Source organism: Neorhizobium tomejilense, assembly GCF_964254135.1.
GTDB lineage: Bacteria > Pseudomonadota > Alphaproteobacteria > Rhizobiales > Rhizobiaceae > Neorhizobium > Neorhizobium tomejilense.
Window position 1 is genome coordinate 537,633 of record NZ_CAXUSO020000001.1, and the last position, 21,805, is coordinate 559,437.

A 21,805-nucleotide genomic window follows, 5' to 3' on the forward strand; every position below is an offset into this window, starting at 1 on the left:
TGGTAACCAAAATAGGTAACCATAACAGGCAGTAAATTCGTATCGAGTAGAGCGTAGCGAGTAGCACATGGCAGCAGTTCTTCCGCTGGCCGACCTGAAGCGTCAGGTCCGTCCGGACACTTGGCTAAACTCCATCATCAAGGGCGATTGCGTCGCTGCCCTGGAAGCCCTGCCGGATCATTCCGTCGACGCGATCTTCGCCGATCCACCCTATAATCTCCAGCTCGGCGGCACGCTGCACCGTCCCGACCAGTCGCTGGTCGATGCCGTCGATGACGAATGGGACCAGTTCGCCTCCTTCGAAATCTATGACGCCTTCACCCGCGCCTGGCTGCTTGCCTGCCGCCGCGTTTTGAAGCCGAATGGCACGATCTGGGTCATCGGTTCCTACCACAACATCTTCCGCGTCGGCGCGATCATGCAGGACCTGAACTTCTGGCTGCTGAACGACATCGTCTGGCGCAAGGTGAACCCGATGCCGAACTTCAAGGGTCGCCGGTTCCAGAACGCCCATGAGACGATGATCTGGGCGAGCCGCGACGCCAAGTCGAAGGGCTATACCTTCAACTACGATGCGCTGAAGGCCTCCAACGACGACGTGCAGATGCGCTCCGACTGGCTGTTCCCGATCTGCTCCGGCGGCGAACGCCTGAAGGGCGACGACGGCAAGAAGGTCCATCCGACCCAGAAGCCGGAGTCGCTGCTTGCCCGTGTGATCATGGCCTCGACCAAGCCGGGCGACGTCATTCTCGATCCCTTCTTCGGCACCGGCACGACCGGCGCCGTCGCAAAACGTCTCGGCCGCAACTTCGTCGGCATCGAGCGCGAGCAGGATTATATCGATGCGGCTTCTGCCCGCATCGCCTCCGTCGAGCCGCTCGGCAAGGCGGAACTGACGGTCATGACCGGCAAGAAGGCCGAACCCCGTGTCGCCTTCAACACGCTGGTCGAAAGCGGTCTCGTCAAGCCCGGTCAGGTCCTGACCGATGCGAAGCGCCGCCACAGCGCGATCATCCGCGCCGACGGCACGCTCTCGGCAAATGGCGACGCCGGTTCCATTCATCGCCTCGGCGCGAAAGTGCAGGGCCTTGATGCATGCAACGGATGGACGTTCTGGCATTTCGACGACGGGCAATCGCTCAAGCCCATCGATGAACTGCGATCCGTGATCCGAAACGGTATGGCGAAACTGGACTGATCCACCGGTCCCCGCCATATCGACCGAATGCCTTGTCCGGTTTCGTACCTCTAGTCCCGGACGAGGATAATTGGCGCTCGGGAAGGCTGATCCCGGGCGCCATTTCTTTTTTCGGCGTGGCGTTAATAGCCTCTGCCGCCCGGCCAAACTCGACTTTGCGAAATTTCAGGTATTCCCGCCGTCACCTGCTCTTGATATCGTAGGTTGTACGGGGTTGAACGAATTTCCAATTTAGCGTTTTTTAGAATGTCCATGCCTGTCAATGGCGAGTTGCGCCACCGGATCGAGCGTGCGCTGGCGCGGTTCTCTCCAAGCTGGGAGGGCAGGGATGCCGCGCGCCGGGCCGTGGCGCTGAAGATGCTGATCCTCTGCGAACTGGCCGGCGGTCGCCTGCGCGTCGTCGATGCACTGGGCCTCAACGACAACACGCTCGACAACTACCGTCACGGCAAGACCGAGCCGCGCCACAGCACGCTCAACATGATGGCGGAACTCGCCGAAGTGCCGATCGAATATCTCGGCAATGACTGGTCGGTCGAGGATGGAGTCATCCATTTTTCACCTCCGGAAATCCCGCCGGCCGGGTTTTCCGAGCCGAGCCCGGTCTGGAATCTCGCCGATCGGATGGTCATCCCGGCTTATGAAGACGTCGTGCCCGGGCAGTCTTCCCTCGACACCACATGGACGGCGATCGCCGGAGATTTCTGGGCGAAGCTTTCGGTCGATCCGGAGAACATGCGGGTCGTCTCTGCGAGCGGCGACAGCATGTCGCCGACGATCGTCGGTGGTACGCCTATTTTCGTCGACATCAGCGACCGCAAGTTGGAGGACGGGCGCGTCTATCTGTTCGATGCCGGCGCGGAACTGATCGCCCGGCGGGTGCAGCGGTTTGCCGACGGCAGTATCGAACTCCTGCCGGACAACCTGGAACGGTATCGCCCGCAGCATGTCCTGAAGGACGGTTTAGCGGAGCTGAAAGTCGTCGGGCGCGTCTGTGCCGCGAGCCGGATCCTGTAGGAACCGGCCCCGTGACCAGACGGCCTTATACCTCGATGCCGTGGGCGATCAGGTCCTGCCGCAGCGTCTCTGCATCCTTGAAATGCACCGCCTGCCAGCCGGCCGCGCGCGCACCTTCGACATTCGCATGGCTGTCGTCGATGAAGATCGAGGCTTCCGGGGCCAGGCTGAAGTCGCGGGCATGCTTTTCGTAGATCGCCACGTCCGGCTTGATCAGGCCGATCTCGCCCGACACGGTCACGCCCCGCGGCCTATTGAGAAAGGGGAAGATTTTTCTGGCCTCGGCGAACGTGTCGGCGGCGAAATTGGTCAGCATCGTCACGTCGTGCCCCTTGTCGATCAGGCTCTCCATGATCTTGACCGTGCCGTCATAGGCATGCGGCACCATTTCGTGCCAGCATTTGCGGAAGGCGCGGATCTGTTCCTCGCGCTCCGGATATTGCGCGACCAGCAGTGCCTCGGCATCTTCCCACTTGCGGCCGCGATCCTGTTCCAGGTTCCATTCATGGGTGCAGACGTTCTCAAAGAACCATCTGCGCTCCTCCTCGTCCGGAATGACGCGGGCATAGGGAAGGTTCGGATCGTAGTGGATCAGCACCTTGCCGATGTCGAAGACGATGTGGTCGATCTTGGCTGCCATGAACAGGTCCCGGGAATATCAGTTCGAGGATTTTTCGAAGGCCAGTGGAATAGCCTGGGTGATCGCTTTTTTCATCACTGTAGGCAAGGCCTGGGCCTCGAGATTTGTGACCGGCTCCCACCAGCCGTCGGCGGTAGCGATCCTCGCGGTCTTCGCCCGGAAGACCGAGAGCCTCAGTTCGAAATGGGTGAAGACGTGGGTGACGGAGCCCGATGCCTCCCATGCGGCGGGGAAGGGGGCATGGTCGGTCGTGGTCCCGCCGTCGATGCGCGATGTCCAGGCGGTGGTCGGCACTTCGGTCATGCCGCCGAGTAACCCGCTGTCGACCCGCCGCCGCAATAGCACTTCGCCCTCCGGCGTCACGGCCACGAAGACGGCGCCGAACCGCACGGGCCGTTCCTTCTTCGCCGCCTTGACCGGAAACCGCTCTGGGTCGTGTTCTGCAAAGGCCAGACAGTCGTCGCGGAAGGGACAGAGCGCGCAGGCCGGCCGTTTCGGGGTACAGATGGTTGCGCCGAGATCCATCATCGCCTGCGCGAAATCACCGGGCCGACCGGCCGGTGTCAGTTCAGCCACCCTTGCCTTCATCACCGGCTTGGAGCCCGGAAGCGGTGCGTCGATGGCGTAAAGCCGTGAAATTACCCGCTCGACATTGCCGTCCATGACGGCGGACTGACGGTTGAAGGCGATGGCCGAGACTGCGGCGGACGTATAGTCGCCGATGCCGGGAAGCGCTCGCAGGCCTTCCTCCGTGTCGGGAAACACACCGCCATGCTCGGCCGCCACCGCTTCAGCGCATTTTTTCAGGTTGCGGGCGCGGGCGTAATAACCAAGCCCCGCCCAGGCCGCCATCACGTCCTCGACCGGTGCGGCGGCAAGGTCGGTCACCTTGGGCCAGAGCGTCAGGAACTTGGCAAAATAGGGTTTCACCGCCTGCACGGTGGTCTGCTGCAACATCACTTCCGAAAGCCAGACGTGGTAGGGATCGGCCCGTTTTCCGGCCTTTGCCGCAGCCGGGCTTACCCGCCATGGAAGCTCCCGATGGTGCCGGTCGTACCAGGTCAGCAGCTTCTGCGCATGGGTGATGTGGATCGTCTGGAGCATTGTTTGCCGTAATGGGAAGAGATGGCGTATAGTTGTGGGAATAGTGCGCCGGCATCAAGGCCTGCCGGGGCCGCAATGGCGGGCGTCATGAGTTATCCCAAGAAACGCGAGCTGCAGATATCGGAGATCGCGAACGGTATCATCGATCCCGTGCTCGCCCGCCGCGCCGGCATCTCGACGGCGCTGCTCGGCTCGTGGGACGAGATCGCCGGCGAGGACTTTGCCGATTGCACGCGGCCGGAAAAGATCGCCTGGCCGCGCCGCGACGAGGGCACCGGTTCCGGCGGCGGCCATCAGGCGGGCGTGCTGACGATCGCCTGCGAAGGGGCGCGGGCGCTTTTCCTCACCCATGCCCAGGGTGAGCTGATCGCCCGCATCAACGGCTTTTTCGGTTTCCCGGCGGTGCGCCAGATCCGCATCGTCCAGAAACCGGTCTCCCAGACCTTCAAGCATCCCCGCAAGCCGCCGCCCTTGAAGGGCGAGGCCGCCAAGCGGCTGGAAACCATGATGGAAGGCATTGAAAGCGAGGCGCTCAGGAAGGCCGTGGCAAGACTCGGCACCGCCGTGCTGCAGCAGAAACGCAAGGTCTGAGAGAGAAACCCGCCGATCCTCTTGATAGATCTCCGATTTGTCACAATTCTTTGAAGAGATTTGCCTATCGACAGCTTGTTCGCGCTGGGGCGCCGCGATACGGAATGTCACCTTTATTGAAGATCTCTCGCACACGGGTGTTCCATGCAGATGAACGAAATGACCATGACCAGGCGCGCGCTTCTCGGCGGAGTGGCAGTCACCGCTGTTTGCCTAGCCTTGCCGCTTGGTGCTTCCGAAGCTTTCGCGCAGGAATTGCCGGAGTCCCAGGGCACCGTGGACATGGCCGCTGCAGTGAAGCCGGGTCCGCTGCCGGAAATGGCGCTGGGCGACGAAAAGGCGAAGGTCACGATCATCGAATACATGTCGATGACCTGCCCGCACTGCGCCAATTTCCACAACAAGACCTTCGAGACGATCAAGACCAAGTATATCGACACCGGCAAGGTGCGCTTCATCCTCCGCGAATTCCCGTTCGATCCGGTCGCGACCGCCGCTTTCATGCTTGCCCGCTGCAGCCCGCAGAACGCCGCCGAGCTCTCGACGCCCGCCCAGTATTTCCCGATGGTCTCGATGCTCTTCAAGCAGCAGCGCGGCTGGGCGGCTCCCGCGGACGGAAATGTGCGCAATGCGCTGCTCCAGGCGGTCAAACTCGCAGGTTACTCACAGCAGACTTTCGAGGCCTGCTTGACGAACCAGAAGCTTCTCGATGAAGTGAACGCCGTCGTTAAGAGGGGCGCGGACGAATTTGGCGTCAATTCCACGCCGACCTTCCTGATTGGCGGCAAGAAGTATTCGGGAGATATGTCTGTTGAATCCATGTCCAAGCTCATCGACAGCCTGTTGTGAGCACGCCTTCCCCGACGGGAAGGTGAGGGGCGCGGCATGAAGTTCAACAAGCTGCGCGTTCTCGGATTCAAGTCTTTCGTCGAACCGACGGAATTTATCATCGAGCGCGGGCTGACCGGCGTGGTCGGCCCGAACGGCTGCGGCAAGTCGAACCTCGTCGAGGCGCTGCGCTGGGTGATGGGGGAAAACTCCTACAAGAACATGCGCGCGTCCGGCATGGACGACGTGATCTTTTCGGGCTCCGGCAACCGGCCGGCCCGCAACACCGCCGAAGTCGGTCTCTATCTCGACAATTCCGACCGCACGGCACCTGCCGCCTTCAACGATTCCGACGAAATCCAGGTGACCCGCCGCATCGAACGCGAGTCCGGCTCCGTCTACCGCATCAACGGCAAGGAAGCCCGCGCCAAGGACGTGCAGCTTCTGTTTGCCGATGCCTCGACTGGCGCCCGCTCGCCTTCCATGGTCGGGCAGGGCCGCATCGGCGAACTGATCCAGGCAAAACCCCAGGCGCGCCGCCAGCTGCTCGAAGAGGCAGCCGGCATTTCCGGCCTGCATTCGCGCCGCCACGAGGCGGAACTGCGGCTGCGCGCCGCCGAAGGCAATCTCGAACGTCTGGACGACGTGCTTTCGCAGCTCGAAAGCCAGATCGAGAGCCTGAAACGCCAGGCCCGCCAGGCGAGCCGCTTCAAGACCCTGTCGTCCGATATCCGGGCCCGCGAGGCGATGCTACTGCATATCCGCTGGGTGCAGGCCAGGGAGGCGGAAGGCGAGGCGGAAAGCGCGCTCAACCAGGTGACCAGCGTCGTTGCCGAAAAGGCGCAGGCGCAGATGGAGGCCGCCAAGCAACAGGCGATCGCCAGCCTCAAGCTGCCGGAACTGCGCGAGGAGGAGGCGAAGGCCGGTGCCGCCCTGCAGCGCCTGCAGATCGCCCGCGGCCAGCTGGAGGAAGAGGCAAACCGCCTGCTGAAGCGCCGCGACGAACTGACCCGTCGGCTCGTCCAGCTCGGCGAGGATATCAGCCGCGAAGAACGGCTCGCCGCCGACAATACCGCCTTCCTCGAAAAGCTCGGCGAGGAAGAGGCCCAACTAAACGACATGCTTGCCGATTCCGGCTCCGAAGCCGAAGAGATGCGCGAGACTTTCGAGGCTGCCGCGGCGTCGCTTGCGACGAGCGAAGCGCTGTTTTCGGCAATCACCGCTGAGCGCGCCGAGGCCGCCGCCGGGCGTCACCAGCTCGAACGGCTGATCCGCGATCTCGCCGAGCGCCGCCAGCGCCTCGACCGGCAGCTTGGCGATGCGGCGGGCGAGCTTAACGCCATCAACGAGCGGCTCTCCGCCCTCGACGATCCGGCCGAAAGGCGGGAAGCGGTCGAGGCGGCGGAAATCGCCGTCGAGGATGCGACGATCGCGGTCGAAGACGTGGAGGCGGCACTTTCCGCCGCCCGCTCGGCCGAATTGATGGCCCGCGGCCCGGTGGAGGCTGCACGCTCTGCGCTCAATGCGCTGGAGACCGAGGCCCGCACCATTTCGAAAATGCTCGCAGCCGGCGCCACATCGGGGGACTTCGTCGCGGTCGCCGACATGATCCGAGTCGATCGCGGTTTCGAGGCAGCTCTCGGTGCAGCGCTTGGCGACGACCTCGAAAGCCCCGTTGATGCCTCGGCTCCGACCTACTGGTCGGTGAATGGCGACGGTTCCGGTGATCCCGGCCTGCCCCAGGGCGCTCAGCCGCTGATCGCGCATGTCACTGCGCCGCCGGAACTGTCCCGCAGCCTTGCCCAGATCGGCGTCGTGGCTTCGGCGGAGGCCCAGCGGATGATGCGCCTGCTGCGGCCCGGCCAGCGCCTGGTGACCCGCGAAGGCGCGGTCTATCGCTGGGACGGCCATGTGACCGGCTCCGAGGCGCCGGGTGCGGCTGCCTTGCGCCTATCCCAGAAGAACCGGCTCTCGGAACTGGAAGCCGAGATCGACGAAGCCCGCATCGTGCTGTCCGAAACCGAGGTGGCGCTCGCCGCCGCCGCATCCGAAATCACCTCCGCCGAACGGCGCCTCACCGACGCCCGCGATCGCGCCCGCATCGGCGCGCGCCAGCTATCCGAAGCCCGCGATGCGCTGGCCGCTGCCGAACGTGCAGCCGGCGACCTGATGCGCCGCCGCGATGTGGCCGGCGAGGCGGTGAACCAGGTGACCGCGCAGATCGAGGATCTCGGCGTCCAGGAGGAAAACGCCCGCGTCGAACTCGAGGATGCGCCCGATATTTCCCATCTCGATAACCGGCTGCGCGACCAGCAGGCGGTTGTCGCGACCGATCGCGGCCTGCTCGCCGAAGCGCGCGCCCGTTACGAGGGCCTGAGCCGCGAGACCGAGGCCCGCAAGCGGCGCCTTGCCGCGATCGCCCAGGAGCGCGCCTCCTGGACGGCCAGGGCGGCGAGCGCCGCGGATCATATCGCCAGCCTCAGAGAGCGCGAGGAAGAGGCCCGCGAGGAGATCGCCGATCTCGAAGCTGCGCCCGAGGAGTTCGACGACAAGCGCCGCGCGCTGCTGACCGAGTTGCAGAAGGCGGAAGAGGCCCGCCGCGCCGCCGCCGACCGATTGGCCGAGGCGGAAACCCATCAGCGCGAAGCCGACCGGATCGCGGTCGTTGCCCTTTCCGAACTGGCCGAAGTGCGCGAAAAGCGCGGCCGTGCCGAGGAGCGTCTGGTTTCGGCTGCCGAGAAGCGCCATGAGAGCGAGAACCGCATCCGCGAGGCGCTCAATGTCGCGCCCCACGAGGTCCTGCGGCTGGCCGGCCTGAAGCCCGACTCGGCCCTGCCGGATGTCCGCGAGATCGAGCGCGAGGTAGACCGCCTGCGCATGGAGCGGGAAAGGCTCGGCGCCGTCAACCTGCGCGCGGACGAAGAGCAGAAGGAGCTTTCCGACAAGCTCGACAACCTGATGCGCGAGCGCGCCGACGTGATCGACGCGATCCGCAAGCTGCGCGGTGCGATCCAGAGCCTCAACCGCGAAGGCCGCGAGCGGCTGCTGGCCGCTTTCGACGTGGTCAATGAGCAGTTCCAACGGCTCTTCACCCATCTTTTCGGCGGCGGCACGGCGGAACTGCAGTTGATTGAATCGGACGATCCGCTCGAAGCCGGCCTTGAAATCCTCGCCCGCCCGCCGGGCAAGAAGCCGCAGACCATGACGCTTTTGTCGGGCGGCGAGCAGGCGCTGACGGCGATGGCGTTGATCTTCGCCGTCTTCCTCACCAATCCGGCGCCGATCTGCGTGCTGGACGAGGTCGATGCGCCGCTCGACGATCACAATGTGGAACGTTATTGCAATCTGATGGACGAGATGGCGGCATCGACCGAAACCCGTTTCATCATCATCACCCATAATCCCATCACCATGGCCCGCATGAACCGCCTTTTCGGCGTGACGATGGGCGAACAGGGCGTTTCCCAGCTCGTTTCCGTCGATCTCCAGACCGCGGAGCTTCTGCGCGAGGCGAGCTGAATGGGGTGCCGTTGTTGCGAGTTGCATTCTCTCGCGACGTAATTTACGTCAATTCATTGACTAGCATCAATTTTTAAGGCTGCATCCGGGGGTAAAGTACCTGCGACCTACGTAGAATCACCCATATGGGGGATGTAATTTTCTGACTATTGTTATTTTGTGGACTGTGGAATTGGAACGCGCCTGAGCGTCCATACGCTTCGCAGTCCAGCTCAAAGTTTCCTACCCCCCGTCCGGGTTTCCTGTCCCGGGCGGAAAGCTTTGCGGGGCCGCCTGTGATCCGGCCCCGCAAAGCTTTGTTTGCCAGCGCTCCCGGGCCAATTTGGTAACCGTCTCCGGCCGCTCTTGTTGCGACGCAACATATTCCTGCCTAGATCCGTTCCCAAACCGTCATAAAACTTGTAGTTATTGCGCAAAAGACTGCGACGGGTGGAGAGCAGCAATGTCGAAATGGGTCTATCGCTTCGGCGGTGGCGAGGCAGAGGGCCGCGCCACGGATGTCGAGCGGCTGGGTGGCAAGGGCGCCAATCTCGCCGAGATGGCAAGCCTTGGCCTGCCGGTTCCTCCAGGACTGACCATCGTTGCCGATGCCTGCGTTTTCTATTTCGAGAATGGCAGGACGCTTCCGGACGACCTGAAGGCGCAGGTCCTCGAAGGCATTGCCGCGATCGAAGGGCTGACCGGCCGCGTCTTCGGCGGCAGGACGAAGCCTCTGCTGCTTTCAGTGCGCTCCGGCGCCCGCGCATCCATGCCGGGCATGATGGACACCGTCCTCAACCTCGGCCTCAACGACGAAACGGTGCAGTCGCTCGGGCACGATGCCGGCGACGCGCGCTTTGCCTGGGACAGCTACCGCCGCTTCATCCAGATGTATGCCGATGTGGTCATGGGCCTCGACCACGAGATTTTCGAGGAGATACTCGAGGACGAGAAGGCCCGGCTCGGCCACGATTATGACACCGACCTCTCTGCCGTCGAATGGCAGCACGTCGTCAGCCTCTATAAAAGGATGATCGAGGACGAGCTGGGCAGCAGCTTTCCGCAGGATCCGCATGTGCAGCTCTGGGGCGCCATCCGCGCCGTCTTTTCGAGCTGGATGAACCCGCGCGCCATGACCTATCGCATGCTCCACCGCATTCCGGAGGAGTGGGGCACGGCCGTCAACGTCCAGACCATGGTGTTCGGCAATCTCGGTTCGTCCTCGGCGACCGGCGTCGCCTTCACCCGTAATCCCTCGACCGGCGAAAAGGCGCTCTACGGCGAGTTTCTGGTCAATGCGCAAGGGGAGGATGTCGTCGCCGGCATCCGTACGCCGCAATCGATCACCGAGGAAGGCCGTATCGCTTCCGGCTCCGACAAGCCGTCGATGGAAAAGCTGATGCCGGAAACGTTCGCCGAGTTCAAGGCGATCTGCGACCGGCTGGAAGCCCATTACCGCGAAATGCAGGACCTCGAATTCACCGTCGAGCGCGGCAAGTTATGGATGCTGCAGACCCGCTCCGGCAAGCGCACCACCCGCGCGGCGATGAAGATCGCCGTCGACATGGTGGAGGAGGGCGTCATCACCGAGGAAGAGGCGGTTTGCCGCATCGAGCCGCCCTCGCTCGACCAGCTTCTCCACCCGACCATCGATCCGCGCGTCGAGCGCCACGTGGTCGGGTCCGGCCTGCCGGCTTCCCCGGGTGCCGCCACCGGCGAGATCGTCTTCACCGCCGAAGAGGCGGTCGAGGCGGAACACGAAGGCCGCAAGGTTATCCTGGTGCGCATCGAGACCAGTCCCGAGGACATCCACGGCATGCACGCCGCCGAAGGTATTTTGACCACCCGCGGCGGCATGACCAGTCATGCCGCCGTCGTCGCCCGCGGCATGGGCATCCCCTGCGTCGTCGGTGCCGGCTCGATGCGGGTCGACCTGCGCAACGAACTCCTGATCGGCGCCGGCGTGACGCTGAAGCGCGGCGACACGGTGACGATAGACGGCTCGTCCGGGCAGGTGCTGAAGGGCGCGGTGCCGATGATCCAGCCTGCACTCTCCGGCGATTTCGGCAAGCTGATGGCCTGGGCCGACAAGACCCGCCGCATGACGGTGCGCACCAACGCCGATACGCCGCAGGATGCCCGCGCCGCCCGCTCCTTCGGGGCCGAAGGCATCGGCCTCTGCCGCACCGAGCATATGTTCTTCGAAGGCGACCGCATCCACGTCATGCGCGAGATGATCCTCGCCGAGGATGAGACGGGCCGCCGCGAGGCGCTCGGAAAGCTCCTGCCGATGCAGCGCTCGGATTTCATCGAGCTCTTCTCGATCATGCACGGCCTGCCGGTGACGATCCGCCTGCTCGATCCGCCGCTGCACGAATTCCTGCCGAAGACGGAAGCCGAGATCGCCGAGGTCGCCAAGGCGATGGCGATGCCGCCGGCCTTCCTCGCCCGCCGCATCGACGCCATCCACGAATTCAACCCGATGCTCGGCCATCGCGGCTGCCGGCTGGCGATCTCCTATCCCGAGATCGCCGAAATGCAGGCGCGCGCCATTTTCGAGGCGGCGGTGGAGGCCGGCAAGCTGACCGGCGAACCAGTCGAACTGGAAATCATGGTGCCGCTCGTCAGCCTGCGCAAGGAACTGGACTATGTGAAGGGCGTCATCGACCGCGTCGCCGAGGATGTCGCGAACGAAACCGGCGTTCCGATCGCCTATCTCGCCGGCACGATGATCGAGCTGCCGCGCGCCGCCATCCGCGCCCATGTCATCGCCGAGACGGCTGAGTTCTTCTCCTTCGGCACCAACGACCTGACCCAGACCACCTTCGGCATGTCGCGCGACGATGCGGCGGCCTTCATCCCCACCTATCAGAGGAAGGGCATCATCGAGCACGATCCGTTCATCTCGCTCGATTTCGACGGTGTCGGCGAGCTCATCCAGATCGCCGCCGAGCGCGGTCGCCGGACCCGCAACGACCTCAAGCTAGGCATCTGCGGCGAACACGGCGGCGACCCCGCATCGATCCGCTTCTGCGAGAATGCCGACCTCGACTACGTCTCCTGCTCGCCCTTCCGCGTGCCCATCGCCCGCCTTGCCGCAGCCCAGGCGGCGATCGAAAGGAGGAGGGGATGAACCGGAGAGCCACTCCCTATTTCAGATGGTCCGGCCATTTTCGGGACGTGTGAAATATGGCCAATATCTCCGCTCGTTCGCGGAGGCGATAAAAGGCGATGTAGGGGATGCCGGCGATGGTGAGGCGCCGTGTATCTCCATCCGATGTCAGTCGTCCGACTTTCGGGTGCCACGCGAGCATTGAAACAGCTTCCACTATGCGACGGACCACGTTTTCGGCAGCGTGCGAATTGTCGAGTGCGATATAGGAGCCGATCTCATCGAGATCTTGCAGTGCCTCGTCCAGCCAGACGAGTTCATCCATTAGGGACGAATTTGCGGATCACTGCCTTCACTGTCTCCGCGGAAGCAAATCGTCCGGCATCAGCCGATTTTTTTCGCTCTGCCAGTTTTTTGACCTGCCACGCGTGCAGATCGTCGGCTGCCTCCGTCGGCGCCGGCGAAATAGCATCCTCAATCGAAATTGGCTTTTGCGTTTCGCTCATGGAAGGATCATGGCAGATCGAAGCCGCTTTTAAAAGCTGATTGGGGATGTTTATGTCATGCCGGCCGTCACCGGCAAAACAAAATCGCTATTCGAAAATGAAGGTCGAGGAGGCCATCATGAACCAGGTTACCGTTCTCGCCGTCCCCGTCTTCAGCACGCTCTGCAACGAGGGTTTCCGCCTTCGCCGCGAAGTCTTCATCGTCGAACAGAACGTGCCTGCCGACATGGAATTCGATGCCGAAGACCTGACCGCCTTCCACTTCGTCGCCGTCGTCTCCGGCGAGGTCTGCGGCACGTTGCGGGTCATTTACGCGGAAGATTGCGTCAAGATCGGGCGGGTCGCCGTCACCAGCCCGTGGCGCGGCAAGGGCGTCGCCAGCGCCATGATCCGCGCCGCCATGGAGGCGCACGGCCAAGCGCGGGACAACCGCTTTCATCTGGCGGCCCAGAGCGACAAGATCTCCATGTACGAACGTTTCGGCTTCAAGACCTATGGGGAAGAGTTCTTCGACGTCGGGATTCCCCATTACAACATGAAGAACTTCTGACTCTCGATCTTTTGCTCACACGTCTGTGTTGCCGTGTTATGCTCGGCGCAGACGTGCGACAAAGGGGAGGGGCATATGCCGCGTTTGGACCACGTGACGATCCGCACCCGCGATGCGGGGCCGATGATGGCGTTCCTTGAAAAGGTGCTGGGAGCAAAGGAAGGGTTTCGGCCGCCATTCCCTTTCCCGGGCCACTGGCTCTATATCGACGGCCATTCCTGCATTCACCTGCTGATCGTCGAGCGGGAAGGCGATCCTCCGGTCGGCATCTACGACCACGTAGCCTTCTCCTTTTACGACCACGATGTTGCCGTCAAGGAGATTGAAGCGACAGGTTACCGCTTCGAACACGACGCCATACCCGATACCGATATCGGCCAGATCTTCGTCTACGGCCCGGAAGGCGTGAAGATCGAGCTGCAATACCGCCGGTGATCGAATGGGCATTCGCGTTCGAGGAGGAGTGCGCCGTTCTACAGTACCGCTCTTATGCCGGCGGTTCAGCGCCGCTCGACGATCACCCGGCGCTCAACCACCATCGGCCGCCACATCATCGCATCGGCACGGGACTGCATTGAACGGCCTTCGGCGCGGCGGTCGAGTTCGATGTCGAGCATGCAGCGTGCCATCGCATCCGTGCCGCGCCTGAAGCCGTAGCTGGCGCAGGTGGTCTCGTCCGCCGCGCGGCGTTCCTCCGGCGTCATCGTCTGGCAGCCGGCCAGCAGGGCGCCTAGCGGGGCAATAAGCGAGGCGACGAGGAGAAGGCGGTGAGGGCGCATGAGATGAACTCCTTTTCATTCGGCCGGGCTGCAACCTTGGGATTCCATTCCGGGCGAAGCTGTTTTACACAGGAGCAAGCGCTTTTGCCATGGAGCCTTTGCCGATCCCATGCCCGTCCGTTTTGTCCGGCCCGTTTCCCATTCGGCCTATACGGCCCGCAGGCTGGCCTTGTCGGCGCTGGCGTTGTTCGTCATCGCCGCGCTGGCCCATCGTTTCGGCCCGCTCGCGACCCCGGATTTCCTGGCGCTGCTGTTCCTCTCGGCGGCGATTGCCGCCGTTTCGGTGCCCCTGTCGCTGATTGGCCTGATCCGGCTCTGGCAGGTCGGCGCAACCGGTGGCGTCGCGGCGACGAAAGGGCTGATCTATGCCGGTATCCCGCTTGCCGTGGTGGCAACCGGCGCCTTCCATTATTACACCCTGCCGCCGCTCTTTGACATTTCCACCGATATTGCCGACCCGCCGCCATGGGTTGCCGAGCCGAAGGCCGGCCAGAAATGGCTGCCGCGCTCGACGATCATTACGCCTGCCGATCGGCGGGTGCAGTTCGCCGCCTATCCCGGTCTCACCGGCAGGCGTTACGAGGGCGCCCTCGACCGCGTCTATCAGGGTGTGCAGAAGGCGGTGCTTTCCGCCCGGATCGCGATCACCAAGAAGGAAGGCGTCGAACTGATCGCGCCGGACATCGCCCAGCGTCCCGCGCCGCAGGACGAACAGGCACCGGTGCCCGACGTGGCGCCGATCCCGCTGCCGCGCCCGGAACCCTCGCTCGCACCGGTTTTTGTCAATGCCGGCGATGTCCTGCTGCAGGGCGAGACCCGCACCCTGATCCTCGGCCTGCGTTTCGACCTGGTGATCCGACTGCGCGAAGATGCCGAGACGACTTCCGTCGATATCCGTGTCGCCTCGCGTTACGGGCCGCATGACCTCGGGATGAGCGAAGTCATTGCCGAGGATTTCCTCGACCGGCTCGATACCGAACTTCTGGGGATAGCCGGGAACTAAAGCATGTCGCGCAAAAGTGTGCAGCGGTTTTGCGATAACGGCATGCGGAGAAACTAAAGACTTGAAGCGTGCCGCGAATCCGAAGGATCGCGGCACGCTTCAAGCCGGCCAGTAGACGCCCGCAAGCGACGGCGGGCCTTCGGTCAGCACGCGGCCTTTCTCGACCAGGTCCTCCAGATGCGCAAGCACGGAAAGGGCAGCTGCCCCATGCAGGCGCGGATCGGTGCTGGCATAGATCACCTTGACCATGTCGGGGATCAGCCGGTCGCCGGCCCTGATGCGCTCCAGCACCGCCCGTTCGCGCATGCGCCGATGGGTGCGAAGCCCCCGCAGGAACGAGCCGGGCTCTTTCACCGGCCCGCCATGGCCCGGAAAGAAGATGCGGTCCTCGCGCGGCAGCAGCTTTTCGATCGAAGCCATGAAATCCGCCATAGACCCATCCGGCGGCGCGACGATCGTCGTCGCCCAGGCCATCACGTGATCGGCGGAAAACAGCACGCCGGTTCCTTCCAGCCCGAAGGCGGAATGGTTGGCCGTGTGACCGGGCGTATGCACGGCCGTCAGCGCCCAGCCGTCCCCCTCGATCAATTGCCCGTCGGCAACCGCGATATCGGGCACGAAACCGGTGTCGGCGCTTTCGGCGAACGGGTTGACCTCGCCCGCATGCAGCGGCCGCGAGGCCCGGTGCGGTCCTTCGGCGACGGTGATCGCGCCGGTTTCTTCGCGCAGCCGGCGGGCAAGCGGGGAATGGTCGCGGTGCGTGTGGCTGACGAAGATATGAGTGACCTCGCGCCCCTTCAGCGCTGCCATCAGCGCTTCGAAATGCGCCTCGTTCTCGGGGCCGGGATCGATGACCGCGACCGAGGAGCCGCCGACGATATAGCTATTGGTGCCGTGGAAGGTGAACGGCGAGGGATTGTTGACGGTCAGCCGCTGCACGCCTTCGGCAACGGTGACCGGCACGCCATAGGAAGGGGTGAATTCCATGTCGAAGGTAATGTCTTCCGCCATGCCGGGCCTCCGCGCCTGATGCGATCTCGATGACGGCCGTCGCGGCATTGCCGTTCTGCGCCGGGCCTCTGATCGCGTCGGTTAAGCTGTTCAAGGCGCTGGCGAGAGATCTAGCATCGCTTTCGCTGCGGTGCATTCGGAAATTGCCGCCGGCCCTCACCCTGTCGGGCGACGGCCGGCGGCTTTCATGACTATGTCGTCCGCTTGCGCGGGCTCACGCGCCTCAGCCGGCGGTCAGCAGTTCCGTGCAATAGCTCGGGCCGTTGGCGCCCGGACGATCGGAGATGATGGTGATGTCGCGGATCACGTAGCTGGAGGAGACGGTGATCTTGGCCGTGCAGCTGACGCTGGCGGTGCGGCCGCCCTGCTGCTTGATGCGGTTATAACCGCCGCGCCAAGTATAGACGGTCGTGGAGCCCTCGTCGATATCGCTGATCGGCGGGCTGAATTTCGCGAAGAACTCGCCGGCCGAATGACCCACCCAGCGGGTCTCGATCGGATTGCTGGCAACGCTGACGGTGGTGCAGGCCGAAAGGGCGAGCGCGAAAAGGGCAGTCGATGCGATGACGCGGCGGCTCATGATCCTGAAAAATCCTTCATGTCTTCTGTTGTGCCTGGGAGGCAGGGTTTTCGAGACTGCACGTAACAGATTTTTGTCAGGCTTCGCGAGGCGATGAGCGCCCGCCGACATCAAATTTGTCCTGCGCCGCTTTTTTGCAACGCCCCGGTTTTCCGCCTTTCCGGAGCCGGGTAGCCAACGATCGCGACGCCCTCGCATATTTTTCATGAGCGGCGCTTGTACAATGAAAAATGCTGGTCTATAGAGGCGCCGCTGGTCACGGAGTGTAGCGCAGTCTGGTAGCGCACCACGTTCGGGACGTGGGGGTCGGAGGTTCGAATCCTCTCACTCCGACCAGGTGATCTCTGGCTTTCCAGGGGTCCTTTCCCGAAAAATTGTCTCCGCAAAAGCATATTCAGATCGGCGGACCATTTCGGAACGCAGACGCTGCGGTCTCGCGGCTTGCCGGCAGGAGTAGCGTCGATCGATCAATCAATCTACTGCCTACGTGTTCTGCGACGTTTCCCCTGTCCATCGCATGGGGCGTGATTGTAAGGATCGGCAGCCGGATTGGCCGCAAGTTTTCATGGAGGCGCGACGGGTTGACTAAACCGGGACGGTATCCCATTGGTAACACGGCTCAGGCATGCCCATGCCTCGCGGCGAAAGTAAAAACCGCAACGACGCGGTATAAGTAAAGATTTGCATTTCAGGTGGAGTATATGAAAGGCTTGATTAAAAAGGCGCTGCGTAAGGCGGGGAAGTATATGTTTCCTTCCGCCAATCATCCCGCACGGGATGAAACGTCGCTGATGCTTCAGGGGAAGCAGCTCGCTCACCTCAAATCAGCCTTTGTCAAGGATTCCACGGGACTTTTCGATTTCGAGTTCAAGGTGTTTTCCCAATGGGGGGAGGACGGCATTATCGAGTGGCTCGTGGAGCAGCTTTCGCCCTTGCCGCAGATCTTTATCGAATTCGGCGTCGAGGATTACACCGAGTCGAACACGCGGTTTCTGCTGATGAACAGAAACTGGCGCGGGCTTGTTATCGATGGCTCGCCGGACGCAATCGCAAAGGTAAGAAGAAGCGAGCTTCACTGGCGTCATGACTTGACGGCCCATGCAAGCTTCATTACCCGCGACAACATCGATCGCATATTTGAGGAACACGGCTTTTCCGGCGAAATCGGCCTTTTGAGCGTGGATATCGACGGCAACGACTATTGGGTCTGGGAAGCGATAAAAAGCGTAAACCCGGGCATAGTCGTTTGCGAATACTGCGCTCACTTCGGGGATATCCACGCGGTATCCGTCCCTTACAAGGAAGATTTCACACGGCACGCAGGGCACTATTCCGGTCAATATTTTGGCGCCTCGCTCAAGGCGTTCATCTCGTTGGCGAACCGCAAGGGTTATACGTTTCTGGGAACCAACGCTTCGGGAATAAATGCCTTCTTTGTGCGTAATGACTTGATCCCGAGGCTCGGAGACAAACAGCCTCCGGTAAAGTCCTTCCCCATGCGGGCCAGCGATACTCGCGACGAGCAAGGCACTCTTACCTTCATCCATGGACCGGCGAAGGCAGACTTGATGAGGCATTTACCTATAGTCGACGTGGAAACGGGGAAACAGACGACGCTTGGCGAACTTGGTTACCTGTACAGCGATGAATGGGTGAAGCTGATGCGCGGCGATCTGCCGTGAGGCCTTGCGCACCAATCGCGTGCACTTCAGCCGGTGAAGAATAACGCTAGGTCTCGGCATGCCCTTGCGGCATCATGTCGGCGGACCGTATCACACCGTTGAATAACCTCTTGCTCATGGGGGTCGTGCCTGCCTGGCAGGGGAGAGGGCCGCAGAACGCATGCCGCCTAGACGCGCCAGATCGGAACGGGTGACCCTGCTTGATGTCGCCAACGTTCTCGGGATCAGCTCGATCACCGTGTCCCGCGCCCTGCGAGAACCGGAAAAGGTGTCCGAGCCGCTTCGGCAGAAGATCCTCTGCCAGGTGGAGCAGATGGGTTACGTGCCCGATCTTGCAGCCCGGGCGCTCGCAAGCCGCCACAACGGCATCATCGGGGTTCTGGCGCCGGCGCTGACCAATCATGCCTATCTCGGCATCATGAGCGGCATCGAGGAACGGGTGCGCGATACGGATTTCCGTATTCAATATGCCAATACCAACCACGATGCGGAGCAGGAATACCGTCAGGTCAAGCTTTTCCTGTCGCAGCATCCGGCCGGCATCCTGTTGACGGGATTGCAGGACCAGCGGGTCAGCGATCTGCTTGAGCTTGCGCCGTGCCCGGTGGTTCAGATCGTCGATCTCAACCTGCTGCCCTCGGGTATCGCAGTCGGCATCAATCACCGCGAGGCGGCGGAGACTGCGACGCGCCATCTGCTCGCCTGCGGATACCGCCGCATCGGCCTGATCGGCGGCAGCCGCGATCTTCGCGCCCAGCGGCGACATGACGGCTATGCGCTGGCGATGCAGGAGGCGGGGCTCTACGATCCAGGCCTCGTCATGACCGAGCACAAGCAAACCAGCATGCAGCTCGGCTGCGACCTCTTCAAGCGGCTGCTGGAAACGGCGCCCGATGTCGACGCGGTGTTCTGCCAGAACGACGATCTTGCACTCGGCGCGCTGTTCGAGGCGCAACGGGCGGGCCTGCGCGTGCCGGATGATTTCGGGATCTGCGGTTATAACGACCTGGATTTCGCGCTCTGCGCCGAGCCGAGGCTGACCACTGTCCGCGTGCCGCGTTTCCAGATGGGCTATCAGGCCGCGGATCTCATCGTCCGGGCCATCAACGACGAATGCCTGCCGAGCCGCGTCATCCAGCTGCCGTTCGAACTCGTCCAGCGCGGTTCGACGCGGCCGCTCGCCTGACGGGGACCTGGCAACGAAAAAAGGGACCTTCCGGCCCCTTTTCCATTTCCTGCCGATCGAAGGGATCAGATATCGCCGCCGGCGTTGGAGAAAAGCTCTGCCGCCTGTTTGGCAGTCATTCGCTTGACCTCGGTCTCGTCGCGGCGGTTGGCGAAGAGTTCGCTTGCCATCAGCTGCTCGGCAAGGTCGGCCGGCAGCGACAGCACGACGCGCTGGCCTTCGCCCCCTTGGCCACGATGGATGCCGCCGATTTCGGCGCGCTTGGCGGTGATCATGCCGCCCGCCACCGTGTTCAGCGTGTCCGGATCGATCAGGATGAAGGCGCCGGTCGAGCGGTTCTGTTCGTAAGCGTCGAACACCGCCAGTTCCTCGAAGGAAAGGCGCACCTTGCCGATCGCATTCATGGCGAGCGTCGAGGCATGCGGCTGCCACTTGCCGGTCGCAAGCTCAAGCTGGCTGATCGGTTCGACCGCGACGCGCTGGCGGCGCGAGCCGCTCTTCAGCCAGTAGCGTTTTCCGGGCTCGATGCCGCCCGGCTGCAGCGACACGAGCTGGGCGTCGAAATGGTGGCCTGTCATCGGCTGACCGTCGAGCGAGACGATCACGTCGCCGCGCGCCACGTCCACCTGCCGGTCGAGGACCAGCGTGATGGCGTCGCCTGCGACCGCCGCGTTGCGCACCAGGTCGAAGGTGACGATCCGGCTGACATTGGCAACCGTGCCGGAAGGCAGGATGACGACGGAGTCGCCCGGCTTCACCGAGCCGCCCGCGACGGTCCCCTGATATCCGCGAAAACTCTCGCCGGGACGCACGACGCGCTGCACCGGCAGGCGGAAACCGCCGGCCTGGGTGGAGCGCACGGTCGCCAGCTCCAGCGTCTCGACCAGGGTTGGGCCGTCATACCAGGGCATTGAGGCATCGGCCGGGTAAACGACGTTTTCGCCCTTGAGCGCCGACATCGGGATGGCGGTGATCTGGCGTACGCCGAGCGACAGCGCGAATTCGCGGAATTCGTGGGAGATTCTGTCGAAGATTGCCTTGTCGTAGTGGACGAGGTCGATCTTGTTGACCGCGAGCACGAACTGGCGGATGCCCATCAGGGCAGCGATCGTCGCGTGCCGGCGGGTCTGTTCGAGAAGCCCGGCGCGGGCGTCGGCAAGCAGGATGGCGAGATCGGCGGTCGAAGCGCCGGTCGCCATGTTGCGGGTATATTGCTCATGGCCGGGCGTATCGGCGACGATGAACGAGCGCCTGTCCGTCGAGAAATAACGATAGGCGACGTCGATCGTGATGCCCTGTTCCCGTTCGGCCTGCAGGCCGTCGAGCAGCAGGGCGAAGTCCGGCAGGCCAAGGTCGTTCTGGCCACCCGAGTCGCGGGCAAGCGTCGCGGCCTGGTCTTCCTTGACCGCCTTGGTGTCCCAGAGCAGCCGGCCGATCAGCGTCGACTTGCCGTCGTCGACGGAGCCGCAGGTGATGAGGCGCAGCGGGCGCGTGTCGCGCACGGCCTTCAGGGGTTCTGCGAAGGGCAGGATGGTCGCCGAGGCGTTTTGGGCGGGAGCGGTCATCTCAGAAATATCCTTCGCGCTTCTTCTTTTCCATCGAGCCGGACTGGTCGCGGTCGATGGCGCGGCCCTGGCGTTCGGAAACGGTAGCGATTTCGAGCTCGGCGATCACCTCTTCGAGGTTGGACGCGGTCGAGCGGATGGCGCCGGTCAGCGGAAAGCAGCCGAGCGTGCGGAAACGGATCATGCCCTGCTGCACGGTTTCGCCGGGCAGCAGTTCAAGCCGCGGATCCTCGGCAAGGATCATCATTCCGTCGCGCTCCACATAGGGGCGTTCGGCGGCGTAATAGAGCGGCACGAGCGGAATGTCCTCCGCCTGGATGTAGCGCCAGATATCGACCTCGGTCCAGTTGGAAAGCGGGAAGGCGCGCACGCTTTCCCCTTTCCGGACCATGCCGTTATAGACGTTCCACAGTTCCGGACGCTGGTTGCGCGGGTCCCATTTGTGGTCCGGGGTGCGGAACGAATAAATACGTTCCTTGGCGCGGGAGGCCTCCTCGTCGCGCCGGGCGCCGCCGAAGGCCGCGTCGTAGCCGCCGGCATCCAGCGCCTGGCGCAGGGCCTCGGTCTTCATGATGTCGGTGTAGAGCGCCGAACCGTGGCTGAACGGCGAGATGCCTTCCTCGGCGCCGCGCGGGTTGGTGTGGACCACCAGGTCGAGATCGTATTTCTCGGCGATCTGGTCGCGGAACTCGATCATCTCCTTGAACTTCCACGTCGTATCCACGTGCAGCAGCGGGAAGGGGACGCGGCCGGGATAAAAGGCCTTGCGCGCGAGATGCAGCAGGACGGACGAGTCCTTGCCGATCGAATAGAGCATGACAGGTTTTTCGAATTCCGCCGCCACTTCGCGAAAGATGTGGATCGCTTCGTTTTCGAGGGCCTTCAGATGCGGATCAAGCGGCGGTCTGGAAACGGGCGGGTTCTTCACTTCCGTTTCCTGTACTGACAAAGGCAT

20 protein-coding genes and 1 tRNA gene are annotated in these 21,805 nt (G+C 63.0%); 12 read left to right on the forward strand and 9 right to left on the reverse strand.

Annotated features, from left to right (window positions below; all coding sequences use genetic code 11):
- Positions 1–67: 67 nt before the first annotated feature.
- Together ACSQ3G_RS02685 and ACSQ3G_RS02690 are read left to right on the forward strand one after the other, a co-directional pair.
- Positions 68–1,198, forward strand: coding sequence for a site-specific DNA-methyltransferase (locus ACSQ3G_RS02685; RefSeq protein ID WP_046631201.1), 1,131 nt, complete (start codon positions 68–70; stop codon positions 1,196–1,198).
- A gap of 246 nt (positions 1,199–1,444) precedes the next feature.
- Positions 1,445–2,215 carry a S24 family peptidase gene (locus ACSQ3G_RS02690; protein ID WP_436108948.1) on the forward strand — a complete coding sequence of 257 codons (771 nt, stop codon included), beginning with the start codon at positions 1,445–1,447 and terminating at the stop codon, positions 2,213–2,215.
- A gap of 25 nt (positions 2,216–2,240) precedes the next feature.
- Here the strand turns inward: ACSQ3G_RS02690 and ACSQ3G_RS02695 are convergent, their stop codons facing one another.
- Together ACSQ3G_RS02695 and mutY are read right to left on the reverse strand one after the other, a co-directional pair.
- Positions 2,241–2,855 carry an HAD family hydrolase gene (locus tag ACSQ3G_RS02695; protein WP_436108949.1) on the reverse strand — a complete coding sequence of 205 codons (615 nt, stop codon included), beginning with the start codon at positions 2,853–2,855 and terminating at the stop codon, positions 2,241–2,243.
- An 18-nt stretch (positions 2,856–2,873) separates the two neighbouring features.
- On the reverse strand, positions 2,874–3,959 hold the full coding sequence (gene mutY, locus ACSQ3G_RS02700; RefSeq protein ID WP_436108950.1) for an A/G-specific adenine glycosylase: 1,086 nt from the start codon (positions 3,957–3,959) through the stop codon (positions 2,874–2,876).
- A gap of 87 nt (positions 3,960–4,046) precedes the next feature.
- Here mutY and ACSQ3G_RS02705 point away from each other — a divergent pair, with 87 nt between their 5' ends.
- The 4 genes from ACSQ3G_RS02705 (at position 4,047) to ppdK (ending at position 12,009) form a co-directional block, all read left to right on the forward strand.
- Positions 4,047–4,550, forward strand: a complete 504-nt coding sequence (locus tag ACSQ3G_RS02705) for a DUF721 domain-containing protein (protein WP_046631622.1) — start codon at positions 4,047–4,049, stop codon at positions 4,548–4,550.
- 144 nt (positions 4,551–4,694) lie between these two features.
- Positions 4,695–5,399 (forward strand): DsbA family protein, encoded by a 705-nt coding sequence (locus tag ACSQ3G_RS02710; protein WP_046664499.1) that lies wholly within the window; start codon positions 4,695–4,697, stop codon positions 5,397–5,399.
- 36 nt (positions 5,400–5,435) lie between these two features.
- Positions 5,436–8,897, forward strand: a complete 3,462-nt coding sequence (locus ACSQ3G_RS02715; RefSeq protein ID WP_436108951.1) for a chromosome segregation SMC family protein — start codon at positions 5,436–5,438, stop codon at positions 8,895–8,897.
- A gap of 442 nt (positions 8,898–9,339) precedes the next feature.
- The gene (gene ppdK / locus ACSQ3G_RS02720) at positions 9,340–12,009 is read left to right on the forward strand and encodes a pyruvate, phosphate dikinase (RefSeq protein ID WP_436108952.1); all 2,670 of its coding nucleotides are present in this window, start codon (positions 9,340–9,342) and stop codon (positions 12,007–12,009) included.
- Positions 12,010–12,025: 16 nt separating this feature from the next.
- Here ppdK and ACSQ3G_RS02725 read toward each other — a convergent pair whose 3' ends face one another.
- Entirely contained in the window at positions 12,026–12,313 is a 288-nt protein-coding gene (locus ACSQ3G_RS02725) for a type II toxin-antitoxin system RelE/ParE family toxin (RefSeq protein ID WP_436108953.1), read from the reverse strand.
- Positions 12,306–12,494 (reverse strand): hypothetical protein, encoded by a 189-nt coding sequence (locus ACSQ3G_RS02730; protein WP_105401940.1) that lies wholly within the window; start codon positions 12,492–12,494, stop codon positions 12,306–12,308. The genes ACSQ3G_RS02725 and ACSQ3G_RS02730 overlap by 8 nt, the downstream gene beginning before the upstream one ends.
- Before the next feature lie 118 nt (positions 12,495–12,612).
- Between ACSQ3G_RS02730 and ACSQ3G_RS02735 the strand changes: the two genes are divergently transcribed.
- Entirely contained in the window at positions 12,613–13,044 is a 432-nt protein-coding gene (locus tag ACSQ3G_RS02735; protein WP_105439209.1) for a GNAT family N-acetyltransferase, read from the forward strand.
- Positions 13,045–13,119: 75 nt separating this feature from the next.
- A complete protein-coding gene (locus tag ACSQ3G_RS02740) occupies positions 13,120–13,479 on the forward strand; it encodes a VOC family protein (RefSeq protein ID WP_436108954.1) in 360 nt (119 codons plus the stop codon).
- Positions 13,480–13,544: 65 nt separating this feature from the next.
- Here the strand turns inward: ACSQ3G_RS02740 and ACSQ3G_RS02745 are convergent, their stop codons facing one another.
- Complete coding sequence (locus ACSQ3G_RS02745) at positions 13,545–13,823, reverse strand: hypothetical protein (protein ID WP_105401938.1); 279 nt, start codon at positions 13,821–13,823, stop codon at positions 13,545–13,547.
- Positions 13,824–13,932: 109 nt separating this feature from the next.
- Here ACSQ3G_RS02745 and ACSQ3G_RS02750 point away from each other — a divergent pair, with 109 nt between their 5' ends.
- Positions 13,933–14,826 carry a DUF1499 domain-containing protein gene (locus tag ACSQ3G_RS02750; protein WP_436108955.1) on the forward strand — a complete coding sequence of 298 codons (894 nt, stop codon included), beginning with the start codon at positions 13,933–13,935 and terminating at the stop codon, positions 14,824–14,826.
- Between the two features lie 99 nt (positions 14,827–14,925).
- Here the strand turns inward: ACSQ3G_RS02750 and ACSQ3G_RS02755 are convergent, their stop codons facing one another.
- Positions 14,926–15,837, reverse strand: coding sequence for an MBL fold metallo-hydrolase (locus tag ACSQ3G_RS02755; protein ID WP_436108956.1), 912 nt, complete (start codon positions 15,835–15,837; stop codon positions 14,926–14,928).
- A gap of 223 nt (positions 15,838–16,060) precedes the next feature.
- Positions 16,061–16,417 (reverse strand): hypothetical protein, encoded by a 357-nt coding sequence (locus ACSQ3G_RS02760; RefSeq protein ID WP_436108957.1) that lies wholly within the window; start codon positions 16,415–16,417, stop codon positions 16,061–16,063.
- Between the two features lie 259 nt (positions 16,418–16,676).
- Between ACSQ3G_RS02760 and ACSQ3G_RS02765 the strand changes: the two genes are divergently transcribed.
- The 3 genes from ACSQ3G_RS02765 to ACSQ3G_RS02775 all read left to right on the forward strand — a co-directional run bounded on the left by ACSQ3G_RS02765 (position 16,677) and on the right by ACSQ3G_RS02775 (position 19,285).
- Positions 16,677–16,753: transfer RNA gene (locus ACSQ3G_RS02765), tRNA-Pro, on the forward strand.
- Between the two features lie 365 nt (positions 16,754–17,118).
- On the forward strand, positions 17,119–18,099 hold the full coding sequence (locus ACSQ3G_RS02770; RefSeq protein WP_436108958.1) for a hypothetical protein: 981 nt from the start codon (positions 17,119–17,121) through the stop codon (positions 18,097–18,099).
- A gap of 160 nt (positions 18,100–18,259) precedes the next feature.
- A complete protein-coding gene (locus tag ACSQ3G_RS02775) occupies positions 18,260–19,285 on the forward strand; it encodes a LacI family DNA-binding transcriptional regulator (protein ID WP_105426183.1) in 1,026 nt (341 codons plus the stop codon).
- Positions 19,286–19,350: 65 nt separating this feature from the next.
- Here the strand turns inward: ACSQ3G_RS02775 and cysN are convergent, their stop codons facing one another.
- Entirely contained in the window at positions 19,351–20,850 is a 1,500-nt protein-coding gene (gene cysN / locus ACSQ3G_RS02780) for a sulfate adenylyltransferase subunit CysN (protein WP_105401934.1), read from the reverse strand.
- 1 nt (position 20,851) lies between these two features.
- Complete coding sequence (gene cysD / locus ACSQ3G_RS02785; protein ID WP_105432736.1) at positions 20,852–21,805, reverse strand: sulfate adenylyltransferase subunit CysD; 954 nt, start codon at positions 21,803–21,805, stop codon at positions 20,852–20,854.